At 42.3% G+C, this 19,183-nt stretch carries 20 protein-coding genes; 14 read left to right on the top strand and 6 right to left on the bottom strand.

The features are described from left to right. Positions 1–21: 21 nt before the first annotated feature. A complete protein-coding gene (locus tag FTU98_RS06065) occupies positions 22–249 on the bottom strand; it encodes a hypothetical protein (protein ID WP_154320158.1) in 228 nt (75 codons plus the stop codon). Between the two features lie 177 nt (positions 250–426). Next, positions 427–1,143 carry a ribonuclease PH gene (gene rph, locus FTU98_RS06060; RefSeq protein WP_004974074.1) on the bottom strand — a complete coding sequence of 239 codons (717 nt, stop codon included), beginning with the start codon at positions 1,141–1,143 and terminating at the stop codon, positions 427–429. Positions 1,144–1,347: 204 nt separating this feature from the next. Here rph and FTU98_RS06055 point away from each other — a divergent pair, with 204 nt between their 5' ends. Further along, positions 1,348–2,004: a TetR family transcriptional regulator gene (locus FTU98_RS06055; protein ID WP_180050721.1), complete on the top strand. Its 657-nt coding sequence runs from the start codon at positions 1,348–1,350 to the stop codon at positions 2,002–2,004. Between the two features lie 114 nt (positions 2,005–2,118). On the opposite strand, the gene FTU98_RS06050 is transcribed toward FTU98_RS06055, so the two are convergent. Beyond that, entirely contained in the window at positions 2,119–2,739 is a 621-nt protein-coding gene (locus FTU98_RS06050; protein ID WP_180050717.1) for a thiol:disulfide interchange protein DsbA/DsbL, read from the bottom strand. A gap of 181 nt (positions 2,740–2,920) precedes the next feature. On the opposite strand from FTU98_RS06050, the gene ubiG reads away from it, so the two are divergent. From ubiG to FTU98_RS06005, 9 genes are all read left to right on the top strand, one after another. Further along, complete coding sequence (gene ubiG, locus FTU98_RS06045) at positions 2,921–3,637, top strand: bifunctional 2-polyprenyl-6-hydroxyphenol methylase/3-demethylubiquinol 3-O-methyltransferase UbiG (protein ID WP_168417636.1); 717 nt, start codon at positions 2,921–2,923, stop codon at positions 3,635–3,637. Then, a complete protein-coding gene (locus FTU98_RS06040) occupies positions 3,634–4,335 on the top strand; it encodes an HAD family hydrolase (protein ID WP_004974060.1) in 702 nt (233 codons plus the stop codon). Before ubiG ends, FTU98_RS06040 begins: the two co-directional genes overlap by 4 nt. Positions 4,336–4,404: 69 nt before the next feature. Continuing rightward, positions 4,405–5,151 carry a YciK family oxidoreductase gene (locus FTU98_RS06035; protein ID WP_004974058.1) on the top strand — a complete coding sequence of 249 codons (747 nt, stop codon included), beginning with the start codon at positions 4,405–4,407 and terminating at the stop codon, positions 5,149–5,151. Between the two features lie 207 nt (positions 5,152–5,358). After that, positions 5,359–5,778: a hypothetical protein gene (locus FTU98_RS06030; protein ID WP_004974057.1), complete on the top strand. Its 420-nt coding sequence runs from the start codon at positions 5,359–5,361 to the stop codon at positions 5,776–5,778. Positions 5,779–5,907: 129 nt separating this feature from the next. Further along, positions 5,908–6,063, top strand: a complete 156-nt coding sequence (locus FTU98_RS06025) for a hypothetical protein (RefSeq protein WP_179990216.1) — start codon at positions 5,908–5,910, stop codon at positions 6,061–6,063. A gap of 246 nt (positions 6,064–6,309) precedes the next feature. Next, positions 6,310–6,699 (top strand): RcnB family protein, encoded by a 390-nt coding sequence (locus FTU98_RS06020; protein ID WP_154320157.1) that lies wholly within the window; start codon positions 6,310–6,312, stop codon positions 6,697–6,699. 202 nt (positions 6,700–6,901) lie between these two features. Next, positions 6,902–7,285, top strand: a complete 384-nt coding sequence (locus FTU98_RS06015) for an RcnB family protein (protein ID WP_180038257.1) — start codon at positions 6,902–6,904, stop codon at positions 7,283–7,285. A 145-nt stretch (positions 7,286–7,430) separates the two neighbouring features. After that, positions 7,431–8,777, top strand: a complete 1,347-nt coding sequence (argA, locus tag FTU98_RS06010) for an amino-acid N-acetyltransferase (protein WP_180050714.1) — start codon at positions 7,431–7,433, stop codon at positions 8,775–8,777. Between the two features lie 419 nt (positions 8,778–9,196). Next, positions 9,197–9,874 carry a TetR family transcriptional regulator C-terminal domain-containing protein gene (locus tag FTU98_RS06005; protein WP_136144515.1) on the top strand — a complete coding sequence of 226 codons (678 nt, stop codon included), beginning with the start codon at positions 9,197–9,199 and terminating at the stop codon, positions 9,872–9,874. Positions 9,875–9,953: 79 nt separating this feature from the next. Here the strand turns inward: FTU98_RS06005 and FTU98_RS06000 are convergent, their stop codons facing one another. Continuing rightward, entirely contained in the window at positions 9,954–10,520 is a 567-nt protein-coding gene (locus FTU98_RS06000) for a 5'-methylthioadenosine/S-adenosylhomocysteine nucleosidase (protein ID WP_136144516.1), read from the bottom strand. 207 nt (positions 10,521–10,727) lie between these two features. Between FTU98_RS06000 and ribF the strand changes: the two genes are divergently transcribed. From ribF to FTU98_RS05980, 4 genes are all read left to right on the top strand, one after another. Further along, complete coding sequence (gene ribF / locus FTU98_RS05995) at positions 10,728–11,729, top strand: riboflavin biosynthesis protein RibF (protein ID WP_180043528.1); 1,002 nt, start codon at positions 10,728–10,730, stop codon at positions 11,727–11,729. 67 nt (positions 11,730–11,796) lie between these two features. After that, on the top strand, positions 11,797–14,643 hold the full coding sequence (ileS, locus tag FTU98_RS05990; RefSeq protein ID WP_180043531.1) for an isoleucine--tRNA ligase: 2,847 nt from the start codon (positions 11,797–11,799) through the stop codon (positions 14,641–14,643). Beyond that, the gene (gene lspA / locus FTU98_RS05985; protein WP_004974039.1) at positions 14,636–15,175 is read left to right on the top strand and encodes a signal peptidase II; all 540 of its coding nucleotides are present in this window, start codon (positions 14,636–14,638) and stop codon (positions 15,173–15,175) included. Before ileS ends, lspA begins: the two co-directional genes overlap by 8 nt. Continuing rightward, positions 15,168–15,650 carry a peptidylprolyl isomerase gene (locus FTU98_RS05980; protein WP_004974037.1) on the top strand — a complete coding sequence of 161 codons (483 nt, stop codon included), beginning with the start codon at positions 15,168–15,170 and terminating at the stop codon, positions 15,648–15,650. Before lspA ends, FTU98_RS05980 begins: the two co-directional genes overlap by 8 nt. A 424-nt stretch (positions 15,651–16,074) precedes the next feature. On the opposite strand, the gene FTU98_RS05975 is transcribed toward FTU98_RS05980, so the two are convergent. Together FTU98_RS05975 and FTU98_RS05970 are read right to left on the bottom strand one after the other, a co-directional pair. Further along, a complete protein-coding gene (locus FTU98_RS05975) occupies positions 16,075–17,244 on the bottom strand; it encodes a PQQ-dependent sugar dehydrogenase (protein ID WP_180043533.1) in 1,170 nt (389 codons plus the stop codon). 191 nt (positions 17,245–17,435) lie between these two features. Beyond that, positions 17,436–18,794 (bottom strand): MFS transporter, encoded by a 1,359-nt coding sequence (locus FTU98_RS05970; RefSeq protein WP_136144752.1) that lies wholly within the window; start codon positions 18,792–18,794, stop codon positions 17,436–17,438. Positions 18,795–19,183 lie beyond the last annotated feature (389 nt).

Below are 19,183 nucleotides of genomic sequence, written 5' to 3'. Positions count from 1 at the left end.
TTTTATGCCTCAATTTTGAATTTAATCATCGTCCTTGTTGTCGTTGTCGTTGTCGTTGTCGTTGTCGTTGTCGTTGTCGTTGTCGTTGTCGTTGTCGTTGTCGTTGTCGTTGTCGTTGTCGTTGTCGTTGTCGTTGTCAGAAGCTTGACCGAGTACACTACGATTGTCTTCATTTTCACGCTCAGTACGTGAATCACATGCAGTTAAAAACAACATCATGGCAGACATTAAAATAATCAATAGTTTCATGCTTTCCTCCTCTTTTCATTCAGGCTCTTTGCATACAGTTTTCCATCTTAAAAGAACGCATCCTGCAATATTGTAGCTTTTTGCTTCACGCTTCCTATCGCAATCTAAATCTCATCCATAAAAAAACGCATCCGAAGATGCGCTCTTAAACAGCAGAAAAACATCAAAAAGCTTAGCTTACCAACCTAAAGCTTGCTGCTGTTTTTTTACCAATTCCTGAATACCTTTTTCTGCCATTTCCAACATGGCATTACATTGCACACGATTAAACGGCTTATCTTCAGCAGTACCCTGAATTTCAATAAATTCACCTGCTTGTGTCATCACCACGTTTAAATCAGTTTGGCAATTTGAATCTTCTTCATAGCACAAATCCAATAACACTTGGTCTTGGTACATGCCCACAGAAATTGCAGCCACCAAACCCTTTAATGGGTCATGCTTAATTTTTTTCTTTTCCAGCAACACATTCATAGCATCAATCAATGCCACTGCTGCACCTGTAATGGCTGCAGTACGGGTACCGCCATCGGCCTGAATCACATCGCAGTCAATGGTAATGGTGTTTTCACCCAGTTTCTTCAAATCGACCATGGCACGCAAGCTACGACCAATTAAGCGCTGAATTTCCTGTGTACGTCCGCTTTGTTTACCACGCGCCGCTTCACGGTCACTACGGGTATGAGTTGAACGTGGCAACATGCCATATTCTGCAGTTACCCAACCTTGTCCCTGCCCTTTTAAAAAGCGCGGTACAGAGTTATCAATACTTGCGGTACACAAAACTTTGGTATGACCAAACTCTACCAACACTGAACCTTCAGCATAGCGAGTATAGTTACGGGTAATTTTTACCTCACGTAATTGATCTAAAGCTCGTTGGTCAATACGCATAATGTGTCCTTATTTTTGGCTCAAATAAATTGCCCGCAAGTATAACAGATGCCACAGCGAAGGTCGCTTTTCTAGGCTGTTCCCTGTGCAGTTTCGCTTACTTCTGCCACAATAACCGCAACATCGCTTCATTCATCTTTTAGTATTACTCTGCAATTCAGGTTTTTGTTAGACTGCGCGGCACTGGCAGAATCAGGAAATAAAATGTCGATTCGAGAAGAACGAAAACAACAAAGTCGTCAGGCCATTATTGATGCGGTACTACAACTGAGTGCTTCTGGACGTGCCTTTAGCAGCATCAGCTTAAGGGAAATTTCACGACAGATTGGGCTCGTGCCCACCGCGTTTTATCGGCATTTTCAAGATATGGATGCTTTAGCACTCGATTTGGTCGATCAAGTTGCCCTACACATTAAAGGGATTTTGCATCAATTGGGGCAAGGCTATTTGTACCAACCCGATGCACAGACAGAAACGGCATTGACCCTGTTTTTTAAATCAGTCGATCAACGCCCACAACAATGGATTTTTTTAATTGCCGAACGCTGGGGCGGTTCTGCCGTTTTACGCCAAGCCATTTCCCGTGAAATTGATTTTTTAATTGAAGATTTAGCCAATGATTTGCAACGGGTAGAAAGTGTGCAGCATTTTCAACATGCCGAAGATTTTCACATTCTGGCCAATATTTTAATTAATTTGTCTTTAAACTGGGCAATGAGCTGGATTGGTTTAGAACGCCAATTTGAAGCCGAAAAATTACCTGAACAACAGCAGCGTTTTATTCAACAAACCATTACTCAAGTACATTTATTATTTCGTGGCATTTGCCACTGGCAACGTCCGCAGCCTGTCGCAGATTAAACATACAACACACTTTTAACCTGCATTAAAAAAACCGCAATGACGTTGCAATCATTGCGGTTTTTAGCGATGCGCTGCTGATTCAGCCTTGCATCATCTTGTTATTGCATCTGCTTATTTCTTAGCTTTACGCTCTTGATCAACCAAGTAGTTCACTACTTGAATCACTTTGCCGTTATCGCCTTGAACGATATATTTACCATTCACCACCACCGCAGGTACACCTGTCAATTGGTACTGACGCGCCAATTGTTTAGCTTGTGAAATTTTAGAGGTGATCGCAAACGAGTTAAACATGCTGTTAAATTTCGCTTCAGGTACACCATATTTCACAAAGAATTTAGCTTGTGATTGTTGGTCAAAAATTTGCTGACCTTTGTCATGAATGGCATGGAAAAGTGGCAAGTGAGTTTTCTTGCGCACACCCAAAGCTTCAGACACATAATAACCACGTGCATTCATTTCCCAAACAGGATTCATGGCTGCAGGAGTACGCACAAAATTCACATCTTTAGGTAACTGGCGTAACCATGTTTGCATATATGGTTCTAAAGTAAAGCAGTGACCACAGCCATACCAAAAGAACTCACGCACTTCAATTTTACCCGGTACATCAACCTTACCTGGGTTGGCGACAACGCTATAATCTTTACCTGTTACAAAATTTGCCGCCATAGTGCTACCAGAAATAGCAAAGATGGCTGTTGCCAAACTACCTAAAAGGAATTTTTTCATTGCGTTTATAATCCTCTAAATCATTCTGTTTAGTGTATGGCAACACTATAAATCAATTATGCTGATTTCGTTTTCCTTCTGTGAACTTTTTTACAGCTTTTATCGCTTTTTTTAGAATTAACGCTACACTAGGGTTTATACATATTTTTACCATCATCACGATTAAATTGAGGTGACACCCATGTCGCAACTGAATGTTGATCCACAAGAAATTGCCAAATTTGAAGCATTTGCAGCCATATGGTGGGATCAGCATTCCGAGTTCCGTCCCCTGCACATGATTAACCCACTGCGCCTGAACTGGATTGATGAGCATGCAGGCGGTTTAGCAGGCAAAAAAGTGCTGGATGTCGGCTGTGGCGGTGGTATTTTGGCAGAAAGTATGGCACGTCGTGGTGCCAATGTACTCGGCATTGATATGGGCGAAGCACCTTTAAATGTGGCACGTATCCATGCTGAGCAAGAAGGCGTAAATAATATTGAGTATCGCCAAATTCCTGTTGAACAACTGGCAGAACAACAGGCTGGTCAGTACGATGTCGTGACCTGTATGGAAATGTTAGAGCACGTACCCGACCCAGCCTCTATTATTCAAGCCTGCCAAAAACTGGTCAAACCAGGTGGTCATGTATTTTTTTCTACCATTAACCGCAATCCAAAATCATACTTATTTGCCATTATTGGTGCAGAATACGTGTTGCGTATGCTGGCCAAAGGTACGCACGATTATCATAAATTTATTAAACCATCTGAATTGGCACATGACATTCGCCAAGCGGGTTTAAAACTCAAAGATATGACGGGTTTACACTACAACCCACTGACTAAACGCTATTGGTTGGCACCTAATGTTGATGTGAACTACATGGTTTACACGGTCAATGAGGCAACAGAATGAAGGCGGTTTTATTTGACCTCGATGGCACCTTAATTGATACCGCTGCAGATTTTATTCGCATCATTCAAGATATGTGCCGCGATAAAGGCTGTGAGATTGTGGCAGCAGACGCCATTCGCACACAGGTATCTGAAGGTGCGCGGGCGATGGTCAAATTGGTCTATCCAGAACTTGAGGTAGATGACCCTGTATTTTTGGCCCATCGACAACGCTTTTTAGACCTGTACGGTGCAGATATTGCAGTCGAAACTGATCTGTTTGAAGGCATGTATCCACTGCTTGATGCGTTGGAACAGCGTCAAATTCCGTGGGGTATTGTCACCAATAAACCGCGCTGGCTCAGCGAAGCACTGCTCAAAGCACTGAATTTAACTGAACGCTGTGCAGTTTTGGTCTGCCCTGAAGATGTTAGCCGTACCAAGCCAGACCCAGAACCTATGTATTTGGCGGCCAAACAGATTGAAATTGCCCCAGAACATTGTATTTATGTGGGCGATCATCCACGTGATATCGATGCAGGTCGTAACGCCAATATGTATACCATTTTGGCAGCATACGGTTATTTACCCTTGCAACACAAAGATGACTTAACAGCATGGCAAGCAGATTGTATAGTGGATTCAGTGACTGAATTACATACGGTTTTAGACAAATTGGTGCTGCAAGCTGCAACGCAAAACAGCAGTGCCAATGCTTGAATCAGTCCTGTAAAGCGATGACATGAAACTCAACCCATAAGCAATAAGAAATGAACAGGAGGGATGCCCATGAAATACTCAGAATATCAACCTCGCCCCGATCTTCTCAAAGATCGTATTATCCTGATCACAGGTGCGGGTGATGGTATTGGACGAGCGGCTGCCCTCAGTTATGCGCTACACGGAGCAACCGTAGTGCTGCATGGTCGTACCTTAAATAAACTTGAAGTGATTTATGATGAAATCGAAAGTTTAGGCGCACCACAACCTGCTATTTTGCCGCTGCAGCTTTCAAGTGCTTCACCACGAGATTATGAATTACTGGTCGATACCCTAGACAAACAATTCGGACGTTTGGATGGTATTTTGCATAATGCAGGCATTTTAGGCGAACGGACTGAGTTGGCAAATTACCCTGCCGATGTTTGGGATGACGTCATGGCAGTGAATTTACGTGCGCCATTTGTACTCACTCAGGAATTATTACCACTTTTGGCAAAATCGGAACATGCTTCAGTCGTGTTTGCCAGTTCAGGTGTAGGTCGTGAAGCACGTGAACGCTGGGGTGCTTATTCGGTGTCTAAAATTGCAATTGAAGCGGTGAGCCAGTTATTTGCCAAAGAACAGGTGCATCCAAATATTCGCTACAACTGCATTAACCCGGGTGCAACCCGCACTGCCATGCGTGCCAAAGCCTATCCTGATGAAGATCCAAAAACTTTACCTACACCCGATGCCATCATGCCTGCCTATTTATATTTAATGGGCGATGACAGCTTGCACATGAATGGTCAAAGTATTGATGCACAGGATTAGTTCTGTCGTTTGATCCGAAGAAAGGAAGCGCTTGCTTCCTTTTTTATGGACTTAACCTAGCATATTGCCAATTTTTGCACATTGATTTGCGGTAAAATGGCATCGCACAAGCATTTTCAGGTTTCTATCCTGCCTATTTTTGGCAATGCAAAGCCTGATTACCATGCTTCCACATCTCAATTCAACCTCAACGATGCAGAGAGCAACATGACTGAATTAAACAACATCACCGTGACACCACTTGAAGATGGTATGGTGTCTTTACTGATTGATGGTCAGCCTATTTCTGAAAAATATGGCATGAAGTTTGAAGCCAGCATCGTAGATGACATTCAGGCACTCGACAACGGTCAGAAAATCAAACTGTTTGATCAGTTTGTATTTTCACATACCGACCTTAATTTTGAACATGCTTACCACTATGTCACAGGCATTGAAAAACTGGACGATGCCTACAAAGTGGTTAAAAACTTTGTTTATCGTATTAAAATTGAAGGGCAACCTGAAATTGAACACGTGATTAGCAAGCAAGGCGCACCAATGAGTACTGAAGATGTACGCGAATTTATCAATGCACATATTCAAAAATCATTGACCGACTACACCGATTTAAACTACGCCTATTAAGCAAAACTCATGGCAACGGTGGCAATAATCGTTTTATTGGATTGTTTTTATAAAATTATACGGTTTTCCAAATCAATATACATCACCTATGCTTGATGTATCTCCACAACAAGCATTAGGTAAATTGTGATGACTGATATTCAACGTAAAACTGCCGTGATTCAAAGTATTAAAAGCTTGCAATTAGGTCAGCATTTAATTGTGGCTTTGGATGATCGTGAAACAGCCGAATGTGTTGCCATCGCTGTGCAATCTTTACAAGGCTTAACTGAACATTGGAACTAAAGCAGACCATAGCAGTACGCTGCTATGGTGATGTCTCATCCTTTCCTTAGCACAAGAAAAATCATCCCACCCCTATTTTCTGAGCGATAGCTACTAAATTTCGTATTTTGTCGCATAATAGAATCAATACCATGCCGCATCCTGCAGAGCGTATTTAAAAAATTCATGTGCTTTCTTCACAGTTTCTCTGCATTTAATGGTTAAAGTATGAACTGTGATATCAAGATGAGAGAATGAGGGGTTTACATGAAAAAGATTTTGACAGTTCTGGCAATGTCTTTCAGTGCTTTACTAAGCAGCAATTTTGCAACTGCCGCTCCTCAATTTGATCGAGACTCAGCTGACCATCCTCGTAACCAAGCACACAATAAACATGAATTTCGTGCCGATGCAGAAGAGCGTATGCAAGACAAACGCCGCATGCGTGAAGAACGTGGTGTAAAACGCTTACAACAACATAAATGGCAAACGGGTTATGTCATGCCGCAGCATTATCGTGGCAATGGTTATAAAGTCGATTATCAGGAACATAACTTGCCCCGCCCTGAACGCAAACAACAATGGTATAAAATCAACCAAGACTACATTTTGGTCGATGTCGAAAATCACCATATTTTGCGTATCGCAGGTTTATAGACCTACTGTTGTACATACACAATATCTAAATACATAGCCCAAAGCTCACTTTGGGCTTTTTTTATAGAGCGATAGTCCGCTCAGGCTCTCCTTGTTTTCTCCATAAAATTCACAATTCACCTCAATTTCCACCATCATTTATCTTGAGTATTTGACTAATTTGGACACATCTACCCCATATTTAAAACTGAAGGTAAGTCGCATGAAAAAATTACTCAGCACCTTAGCACTGTCTTTAAGCGCAATCATGGCAACATCGGCTATGGCAGCACCCGACCATCGTTATGATGATCGTCGTCATCAAGCGAGTGCCACCTATAAACATCACGACAAGCGTTGGGACAATCCACGTCATCCTGCACAGTGGGAACAAAAGCGTTATGATCAAAAACGCGTGAATCCAAGTCGTGACTGGCGTGTAGGTCAAAACCTCCCACGCGGATATGATGCGAACCGCTACAAAGTCAGTGATCGTGAAGCACGTCGTTTACCCAACACAGGTCGTTATCAGCAGTGGTATAAAGTCAACGGTGACTATGTGCTGATTAATGAGCGCACCCAGCGTATTATTCGTATTATTGGCTAAAACCGTTCAGCCTGAGCTGAAAAATAGCATTTCTCCACAACACCTGAAGCACCATTCAGGTGTTTTTTTATATTTAGTCTTCCGCTGCAGAATTTTTTGATTAGAATCAAAGACAGCACCATCGATCATTACAGCAGGCCAACGAATGACTCCAACTGAAAACCCGCACAGCACAACCTTACAATATGTGCATTGGTTTAGACATTCTGCGCCTTATATCAATGCCCACCGCAATAAAACCTTTGTGATTATGTTCGATGGTGAAGCGGTTTTGCATGAAAACTTTCAGCACATTATTCATGATATTGCCCTACTACACTCGCTTGGTATTCGTTTGATTTTGGTACATGGTGCGCGTCCACAAATTAATCAAAACTTAAAATTCAGCCAAATTGATACACCGTTTCATTTGCAACGTCGTGTCACCACTCGTGAATCTTTATCGTGTGTCATGAATGCTGTCGGTTCAATTCGCCTGCAAATTGAAGCCTTATTGTCGATGGGGCTAGCTAACTCCCCTATGTACGGCGCACGGATTGATGTGGTGTCGGGTAACTTTATCACCGCCAAACCGTATGGCATTCGTGATGGGGTCGATTATCAACTGACTGGCGAAGTCCGCACTGTAGATGTCGATGCCATTCAACGCCATTTAGAAAATCATAATATTGTGTTGCTCGGTCCAACAGGTTATTCCACCACAGGTGAAGTGTTTAACTTGTTGGCTGAAGAAGTGGCAACTAAAACTGCCATTCAATTAAAAGCTGACAAACTGATTTTCTTAGGCGCGCAGCACGGTTTGCAGAATGCCGAAGGTCAATTGCAACGTGAAGTTCATCCGCAACATTTAAATCCATATATTGAAGATGCTCAGCGACATCATCCTGAATTGGCTTTACACTTAAATGCAGCCCAAGATGCCTCATTAAACGGCGTACATCGGGTACATCTCATTTCCTATGCCTACGATGGTGCTTTACTCGAAGAACTGTTTACCCGTGATGGTTCAGGGACGATGGTGAGTGATGCACATTATGAAGAAGTGCGTACGGCCAATATTCAGGATGTAGGCGGTTTGATTCGTTTATTACGTCCTTTAGAAGAAGAAGGCGTGTTGGTATATCGTTCACGTGAGCGTCTGGAAAATGAAATTGGACAATTTGCAGTGATTGAACGTGACGGCATGATTCTCGCCTGTGCCGCCCTGTATCCAATTCCAACCACAGGTCATGAACTCAAGTCTGCCGAAATTGCCTGTGTCGCGGTGCATCCTGCTTATCGTAAATCCAACCGTGGCCGCCAAATTTTGGATTATTTAGAAGATAAAGCCAAAGCCATGGGCATTCAGCAATTATTTATTTTAACCACTCGCACCGCACACTGGTTTCTAGAACAGGGCTTTGCTCCTGCCAGTGTCGATGATTTGCCCGATGCACGTCAGGCTTTATATAACTATCAACGCAACTCAATTGTGTGTAAAAAACGGCTCTAAGTGAGTTTTTTTGACAGGTTGAATGATACTGCACAACCAAAATCCAAACATGTTTCACGTGGAACATGCTGCCGATTAAATCAGGTCATCACACCTATACCTGTCAGCACGACAGTGTAGGGATGATCAAAATTGGCAGCATCCACACCACTGTTTAGTTTTTTTAAATAAAATTGATGCAAGGCAGGAAGAAACTTTACTTTTATCATTTATATAGAAAATTCAAAAAACTTATTCATTCAGTCAGAAAATACAAAAACAAGATACTCCCCCTCTCTAATCATACTTTTCACGGATTTAATAGCTAAACTACAGAATAAACTAAAAATATTTTAAAAATACATCTTTAAAAGATGCACAAGCCTGATGATTTGCCGTACAATTAATAATTCCCTTTTTTCATTGTTTTAAAATTACGAATGGAACAAAAAAAGAGTACACAAAAACGCCATCAGCTTCTCAATGCTGCACTCGACGTATTTTCTTTATACGGATTTAGCGGCGCGAGTTTGGACGAAATCGCACAAATTGCAGAGATGCATAAGTCGAATATTTTCTATTATTATGAAAATAAAGAAGCCTTATATGTTGAGGTACTGACTACAGTACTACAAAAATGGCTGGCACCTTTGCAAATGCTCGAAGCTGAACTCGAGCCTGATGAAGCAATTACCAATTATCTGCTGCAGAAAATTGAGGTTTCACGTACTCAACCGAAAGCATCACGTCTATTTGCATTAGAAGTGATTCAAGGTGCGCCACATATTCAGGAAATTTTAAAAGGCCCTCTGAAAAAACTGGTCAAACGCAAAGCCAAAGTCATTACCATGTGGCAAGAGCAAGGCAAACTGTCTAAGCAGATTGATCCTGAGTTGCTTATTTTGAATATTTGGGCGATTACCCAAAACTATGCCGACTTTGCAACGCAAATGGAAATGGTGACAGGTAAAACCCTGCGCAACCGCAGCATGTTGCAACGTGTCTTGCAACATACAGTTCACATGATGCTCTACGGTATTATGCCGCGTCAGGACGAAGTGGATGCACCTCAAGCCGCTGTGGTCACTGCCACACCTGAACAAGAATCAGAAGACTAATTGCACAGCACTAACTAAGATACGCACTTTTACTCACGACCCTAGTTATGACTAGGGTCGTGGCGTTTTGGCAACGATATTATTTAAGACCCTGATACAAAGACAATAGTTTTTGCGCACCCAACAACAAGTTTTCTTCCCAGTCTAAATGCGCTGTATCATTGGCACCATCGGTAATATATTTCACCGACAGCATCCGCACCCCTAATTTTTTACAGACTTTGGCAATCGCATAGCCTTCCATGTCAACCAACTGACACGGTACTTTGGGCGTACCCGTTTCAAAGCTATCCCCCGTACCACAAATACCACTTGGCAAATGCTCAAAATAGCGTTCCAAATGAATTTCTGCAGGATGTTCCTGATCCATTGGCGTGACCCCCACCTGAAAACCCAACGGAGAAACATCCATATCGCGCTGCACAAACTGGCAGACTTCCACCAAAGCATGTGCATCAAAATGTGAGCTGCCAGCTGTGCCTAAATTCAATAAAGTTTTACAACCTGTCTTTTGAATCACTTCAAAGGCTTTAAATGCAGCATTGACCTTGCCAATGCCACTGTAATGCACCTGAATCCCAGCCTGCTCAAACAAGCCTTTAGACTCACTGGGCAATGCCATAATTAAAGCGAAATCAGAATTCATCACTATTTACTCGTACAGATCATTGAAACTGGGCACATTAGAAAAGAAAATCTGACGCGGTGCAAATCCAGTTCACCTTTAGCGCTCAAATAGTCGGATTTTGCCTGATTTTCAGATAATTTTTCAGGTTAAAAACACAACAGCAAGACGAAAGCGCGAGAATATGGCAATATATAGCCCTTACAAATTTTCAACTTTCATCCGATCATGCAGCTGCTCCGCCTGAATGCTTTATCTTCAACCACCGACCTCGCCCAAACTGCCGTGACCATTGGCAATTTTGATGGTGTGCATGTCGGTCATCAGGCGATGATTCAACAGCTCAAAGAAGTTGCTGCTATGCAACAACTCAAAACCGTGGTGATGCTGTTTGAACCTCAACCACTGGAATTTTTTAAAGGCTACGATGCTCCACCACGCATCAGCTCGTTGCGGGAAAAAGTCGAATATCTGACTGAATTGGGCATCGACTACATTGCAGTAGCGAAATTTGACAATCATTTCCGCAGTTTAAGCGCCGAAGCCTTTGCAAAACTTTTAAAAGATACCCTGAATGCCTCGCATTTGGTCTTGGGTGATGACTTCCATTTTGGTAAAAACCGCCAAGGCAATAGCGAGTTTTTGCGCAACTATGGCTTTCAGGTCACCAATTTAAACACCATTGAACTAAATGGTGAGCGTGTTAGCTCAACTCGTATTCGTCAAACCTTACAAGCAGGTGATTTGGCACTGGCAGCCAAACTGCTTGGACGCCCATATAGCATTACAGGGCGCGTCCAATATGGCGATCAAATTGGTCGCACACTTGATTTTCCAACCATTAATGTACGCTTAAACCGCCATAAACCCTGCTTAAATGGCATTTATGGCGTTGAAGTGGTCTGTGAAACCACCGCTTTAAGCGAAAAAGTCAAACACGATCATCCTCACAAAACGGGTGTTGCAGGCTACAGCCCGAACAGTCTGTTTGGTGCAGGGCATGTGGGTACGCGCCCAGCCATCCAACAAGTACAGCCCGAATGGCGATTAGAAGTACATTTCCCCAATGTTTCTGCTAATCTGTATGGCTTATTAATGCGGGTCACATTTTTAAACTATTTACATGGCGAAAAAAATTACCCTTCGCTTGAAGCACTCAAAGCGGGAATTGATGATGATGTTGAAAAACTTCTTGAATTTCGACAAGATCATCCAAATTTCCCTTTTTAATTTTACCCTGAATATTTAATGTAAAACGCGTCAGTCCATGGGCTGATTCAACTGGAAGACAACTTGCATGAGCGATAAGCAAACTCCTGAAAATGCAGTGGATTATAAAGCCACGCTAAACCTCCCAGGTACTGAATTTGCAATGAAAGCAAATCTCGCAGTACGTGAAGCGAAATGGTTAGAAGAGTGGTATGCCGACAACATTTATCAGCAGATTCGTGCATCGCGTATTGGCAAGAAAAAATATGTGCTTCACGATGGCCCTCCATACGCCAATGGTCAAATTCACTTAGGTCATGCGGTCAATAAAGTCCTAAAAGACATCATTATTAAAAGCCGTGTCATGGATGGCTATGACGCACCTTATGTTCCAGGTTGGGACTGTCACGGTTTACCAATTGAACTTAAAGTAGAAGAAAAAGTGGGTAAGGTGGGTGTAAAAGTCGATGCTTCGACTTTCCGTAAAGCCTGTCGCGAATATGCTTACACCCAAGTCGAATTACAGAAAAAAGACTTCGTGCGTATGGGTGTATTTGGTGATTGGGACAATCCTTACCTCACCATGAACTTCAAGCAAGAAGCCGATATCGTGCGTTCATTGGGTGCAATTGCCAAAGCAGGTCATATTGAACCGGGTCTTAAACCTGTGAACTGGTGTTTGGACTGTGGTTCTGCATTGGCAGAAGCCGAAGTTGAATATGAAGATAAAAAATCCGATGCAATTGATGTCGGTTTTGCTGTGGTCGATTTAGCCGATTTATCTGCACGTTTGGATGTGCAAGTGAATGATGCCACTGACATCGTCATTTGGACGACTACACCGTGGACTTTACCTGCGAACCAAGCCGTTGCATTACATGCCGAAATTGAATACCAATTGGTGAAGGCACGTGCCGATGAAAAAGCACCACAAAACTTTATTTTGGCCAAAGAATTGGTACTGTCAGCAACTGAACGCTATGGCTTTAGCAGCTATGAAGTATTGGCTGACTTCACAGGTGACAAACTCGAAAACCTGATCTTACAACATCCACTGATTCAAGCACGCCAAGTACCTGTGATTTTAGGTGAACACGTGACCGCAACAAGCGGTACAGGTGCAGTACATACCGCGCCTGGACATGGTGTGGACGACTATAAAGTTGGCTTACAATACAACCTAAAAGTTGACAATCCTGTCGGTGGCAATGGCGTATATTTACCTACTGCACCAATCTTTGCAGGCGAACACATCTACAAAGCCAATCCACAAATTATTGCGACTTTGGCAGAAAACAATAAGCTGTGGGCACATCACCCAATCAAACACAGCTATCCGCACTGCTGGCGTCATAAAACTCCAATTATTTTCCGCGCTACACCACAATGGTTTATCAGCATGGATGCCAAAGGTTTACGTCAAGGCGCACTGAATGCGATTGAAAATGACATCAGCTTTGTACCTGATTGGGGTAAAAACCGTATCCAAGCGATGATTGAAGGTCGCCCAGACTGGTGTATTTCACGTCAACGTACTTGGGGCGTGCCAATTCCATTCTTTGTACATAAAGACACCAACGAATTGCACCCACGCACACCTGAATTGATCGAAGAAGTTGCGAAACTGATCGAACAAGAAGGGATTGATGGCTGGTACAACCGTGAAGCCAAAGACTTCATTGGCGAGGATGCCGAGCACTACAATGCAGTACGCGACACCTTAGACGTTTGGTTCGACTCAGGTACGACGCATTATGCAGTTCTACGTGAGCGTGAAGAGTTACAAGACCCAGCCGATTTATATCTTGAAGGTTCAGACCAACACCGTGGCTGGTTCCAGTCTTCATTGCTCACCTCAATTGCGATCAATGAACGCGCACCATACAAAGGCTTGTTAACCCACGGCTTTGTAGTGGATGAAAAAGGTCGCAAAATGTCGAAATCGTTGGGTAACATCATTACTCCACAAGACATTATTAAAGACATGGGTGCAGACGGCTTACGCTTCTGGATTGCATCGGCAGATTACCGCTATGAAATGACCGCAGGTAAGGAAATCTTTAGCCGTGCCTCTGACGGTTATCGTCGTATCCGTAACACCTTGCGTTTCTTGTTGGCCAACTTAAATGGCTTCAAACCCGCTACAGATGCACTGCCTGTAGATCAGTTGATTGCACTGGATCAATACATCCTGCAACGTGCCGCAGAAGTACAGAAAACCATTCAGCAAGCCTATGAAGATATGAACTTCCATATCGTGACCAGTGCACTGACCAACTTCTGTATTAATGACTTGGGTGGTTTCTACCTCGATATCATCAAAGACCGTCAGTACACCACCAAAGCAGACTCGCAAGCACGTCATTCTGCACAAACCGCTTTGTATCACTTGGTTCAGGCTTTCGTTCGTTGGATGGCGCCAATCTTAAGCTTTACTGCACAAGAAGCATGGCCGCTAATTCCTGAGCAATCAGAAAAATATGTCTTCACTGCAGAATGGTATGACATTCCAGTGGCTTCTGAAGCTAACATCTTGGCAGAAGCGGAATGGCAAACCCTGATCGCTGTTAAATCTGCCGTCAATAAATTCATTGAAGCTGCACGTACCGCCAAAACAGTCGGTTCCAACTTGTCTGCTAAAGTTGAACTTTGGGCGAATGACGAACTCAAAGCCGTATTGGATAAACTAGGCGATGAGCTACGTTTTGTCCTGATTACCTCACAAGTGGTTGTGAATGGCTTTGATGCTGCACAAGGTGAAGCCTCTGATTTAGATGGCTTGAACGTGAAAGTTTCTGCAGCAGATGGCGAAAAATGCGTACGTTGCTGGCATGTACTCCCTGATGTGAATACACATTCTGCACATCCAGGTTTGTGCTCACGTTGTATTATCAACCTTCCAACAGGTCAAGGCGAAGAGAGAAAATATGCCTAATCCACAACACAAAAAGGGCTTATTCCAGTTCTATCCACATAATTTATGGTGGGTGGGCTTGTCTATTGTTGCGATTATTCTCGACCAATGGACCAAATGGATTGCAGTATCGCATCTGAATTACGCAGATCCAGTGCCTGTATTGCCCTTTTTGAATTGGACTTTACTGCATAACTATGGTGCTGCCTTTAGTTTCTTGTCCGATGCAGGTGGATGGCAACGTTATTTCTTTACCTCACTGGCAGGTTTAGTGTCTGTAATTTTTGTATTTTGGCTAATGCGTATGCCAAAAAATGTCATCGTACTGCCTTTGGCGATTGCCTTGATTTTAGGCGGTGCGATTGGGAATTTAATTGATCGGGTCAGTCTTGGCTACGTGGTCGATTTTATTCACGTGTACTACAACAACAGCCACTTCCCTGCCTTTAATATTGCAGACAGTGCCATCACACTTGGCACCATTCTGCTGTTAATTGATACGTTTTTCCTAGAAAAGCACCGAATTGAACGAGCGCAGGCGCAACATGACTGAAATTATTAATCCAAATGATGAAACTCGTATTGAAGATGGCTCAAAAGTCGAATTGCACTTTTCTGTCGCCATTGAAAATGGTGTAGAAATTGACAACACCCGTAGCCGCGCTGAACCTGTAAGTTTGGTCATGGGCGATGGCAGCCTATTACCTGGTTTTGAAAAGTCATTATTTGGTTTACGTGCAGGTGACCGTCGTACCGTGAGTCTTCCACCTGAAGAAGCATTTGGTCCATGGAATCCTGAAAACGTACAAACTTTTGATACGGTTAAATTTGAGCAACATCCAGTTGAAGGACACATGATTGAATTTGAAGATAAAGCCAAACAAAGCCTCTATGGCGTGGTGAAATCTGTCAACGATGATGTGACTGAAGTAGACTTTAACCACCCTTTAGCGGGTAAAAATATTACCTTTGAAGTTGAAATCTTTAGAGTGACCCCAGCAGGACAACAAGGTATTAAGTTGATGTAATCAATTTGCATACTTACTGCATCTTTCTGCTGTTCAAATCTCCCAAGTACAAGAAAATGAATTTGGGAGATTTTTTATTGAATAAGATAATTATTAAATATAATCAAATACTTAAAATTAAATAAATCCAGTTTATTGATCTATATTTTACCGATATATCGTTGTACGTTTTAGCTTACATGCACTGCAGAAAATTGACGCTAGGCAAAGATCAGCTTTCATTTTATATTTAACACATACAGAAACAGGATGTTTCTAAAAGCAAGAATAACAATAATAAATAATATAACGGCAGGACGCTGAAAGGTATAACAGGAGTAATACCTAAACATAAATCTGAAAAAGCCCCGACATGATGTTGGGGCTTTTTTCTATTTGTTTTTTGTCCTACTTTGAAATAAGTTTAGACCTGAAGAAATTTATTTTATGGAGCCACCAATTTAAGCAATCTGGCAGATTGACCATCTTCAATCACCCAAATATTGCCATCCTGTGCTTGAAATACGCCACGAATCCGCTGACCCATCTCGATACGCTGTAACTCCCGAACAGGCTGTGCTTGCGTATCCACCACAATAATTGCTTTTGAAGATAAACCACCAAGAATGGCTTTATGCTTCCAGTGTGGAAATACATCTCCCGTATAAAACATCAAACTTGAGGGAGAGATGACAGGCGTCCAATCCAGCACTGGGGCTGTAAATTCAGGACGAGTCGCATGGTCTGGAATTGGCAAACCATTATAATGATCACCGTTCGACACCAACGGATAGCCATAGTTTTCGCCTTTGGCAATCAGATTCAACTCATCACCCCCTTTAGGTCCCATTTCTGCAACCCAAAGCTGCCCTGTAGAATCGAATGCCATGCCTAAAGGGTTGCGATGCCCCAAACTCCAGACTTGCTTGGCAATCTCTCCATGTGTTTGAAATGGATTGTCTAAAGGTGTTGTACCATCTGTATTTAAACGTAAAATTTTACCTAAATTAGATTTTAAATCCTGAGCAGGTTCAAACTTTTGTCGCTCACCAGAACTTATCCATAATTTGCCATCTGCCCCAAACTTTATACGATGCGCATAATGTCCTTGTCCCGATACTTTCGGCACTTGCTGCCAGATTCTTTGAGTTTCGGTGAGTTTTGGCGTGGGTTTAGCATCTAATACAAGCTTGCCCCGAATCACGACTGCACCGTAACCACCCGTACCCACTTCGGCATAACTTAAATAAATCTGCTGATTCTGTTGAAATTCAGGATCTAAAATGACATCACCCAAACCACCTTGTCCGCCATAGGCGACTTCAGGGATAGCTTGAACATCTAAGCTTTGACCTGTTTTTGGATCAAAAAGTTTTAATTTCCCCGCTTTTTCTGTAATTAATAGGCGTCCATCGGGTAATTCTGCCAATGCCCACGGCTCATTAAAATCTGCAATTGGCTGTATTTGATAGCGTTGTAAATTTTGTGCAGAAGTTGATTTTGACTCTAAAGCAGCCGTGTTCTGTTTCGGCTCAACTTGCGCATTACACCCTGTAGTTAAACCCAATACAACTAGACATATAAATCCATAGTATTGCCGATTTATCTTGAGCATCCTAATTGCTCCTCTATTCATTCAATCTTTGCTTGTGCTAATCAAGACATCATAATCAATGAAATGTACCTCGTGCACAGTAGAAATGTAGCGATACACACTTTCTTACTTAAATCTTCTACAAAGTGAATAGGCAAAAAATTAAGGAGCAATGCTCCTTAATTTCAAAGTCCCAAAACACTAACGATCAATTAACTATAAGATCGGCTGGCTTTTTTAACTACGCTTGGCTCACTCACCACCTGTGATGTACTTTGTAAACGAATCAGTGCTACTGCAATTGCACCAATCACTGCAGGAATCGCCACCGCCAAAAAGTTCATTTTATGTGGTAAATCCATGCCCAAAAGTACGCCAATAATAATAGGGCCTACAATCGCACCGACACGCCCCACTGCAGAAGCACAGCCGATACCTGTAGAACGAATCGTAAGTGGATAATACTGAGCAACAAAGCTATACAATAAAATACTGCTGCCAATGGCAGAAGCACCTGCTAAGCCCACCAATAAATAAATCACAGGCTGTGGTGAATTAAAGCCTAGACCCACTAGAGAGAATGCGCCCAATAAAAACATGCCAATAATCACAGGTTTTAAGTGGAAACGGTCTGCTAAAATCCCGCCACTGATGGTTCCGATCACAGCACCAATGTTCATCGCCATTAAGAACATTAAACTGTTACCCAGCGAATAACCTGCTGCCATCATCAGTTTTGGCAACCAACTGCCCAAAGCATAAACCATCAACAAACACATAAAGAAGCAGCACCAAAACAGCAAAGTACTCATGCCACGGTTATTTTGAAATAAGGCTGCAATTGAGGCATCTGCGGTTTGTACTTCATTTAATACAAATTGTGTTTGTGGGCTGATATTTTCTTGTGGGCTAATTTGCTGGACGATGTGACGCGCTTTTTCATGTTGCTGTTTTTTCACCAAAAAAGTTAAAGATTCTGGTAAGAAAAACCACAATAAAGGCAAAATAAGTAACGGTAATCCCGCAATATAGAACATCACTTCCCAGCCAAAGCTAGGCGTCAACCATGCACCAAGTAAGGCTGCCATAATGCCGCCCACGGCATAGCCGCTGAACATGGTGGTAACTAAGGTACTACGCATTTTTTGTGGTGCATATTCAGAGGTTAAAGCCACGAGGTTAGGCAATACCCCGCCAATCCCTAAACCTGCAATAAAACGTAAAATACCAAACTCTGTTGGGTTGGATGCAAAGCCGCCCCAAAAAGTAAAGCCACTAAATAACGTCACACAAATTAATATGACATTTTTACGGCCAATTTTGTCTGCCAACATGCCAAACAGCATGGCGCCAAACATCATGCCTGCCAGTGCCGTACTCGCAAGCATACCTGCCTGTACAGCCGTCATATTCCATTCTTGCATCAGTAGTGGTAAAGCCACACCGTTAATCGCCAAATCATAACCGTCAAAAATAACGACAAATACGCACCAAAGTACAATTTTTAAATGAAAAGGTTTAAACTTTGCTTGATCCACTACAGCATTCACATTCATTGTTGTTGCTGTCATTTTTCCCTCACCTCCAATTGTGAGCTTTTTATTTTATAAAAAATGAATGGTTATTCACTTTTGTATATAAAATGAATCAATATTCACTTTTTGTCTACAGCAAAAACTTAACTCTGGTTAATTTTCTTAAAAACCTAGACTAAAGTTGTAGATAAATTCGACCAAATAGACTTGCAGTAATTTATGATATTTTGATATATGCTATATTTTTCACATAATTTATTATTGTAAATATATTGTTTTAAACTTCTTTCTTCTACTTTTCTTCTTAATATTTTCCTTTCCGTATAAAAAAGCCCCCTTGACGTTTATGTCAAGGGGGCTTTGAATAATGAGCTGGCGATGACTTACTCTCACATGGGTAACCCCACACTACCATCAGCGCGAAG

It is taken from the genome of Acinetobacter sp. YH12211, assembly GCF_013418015.1.
Classification (GTDB): domain Bacteria; phylum Pseudomonadota; class Gammaproteobacteria; order Pseudomonadales; family Moraxellaceae; genus Acinetobacter; species Acinetobacter towneri.
This window is presented reverse-complemented; position numbering and strand designations above follow the sequence as displayed.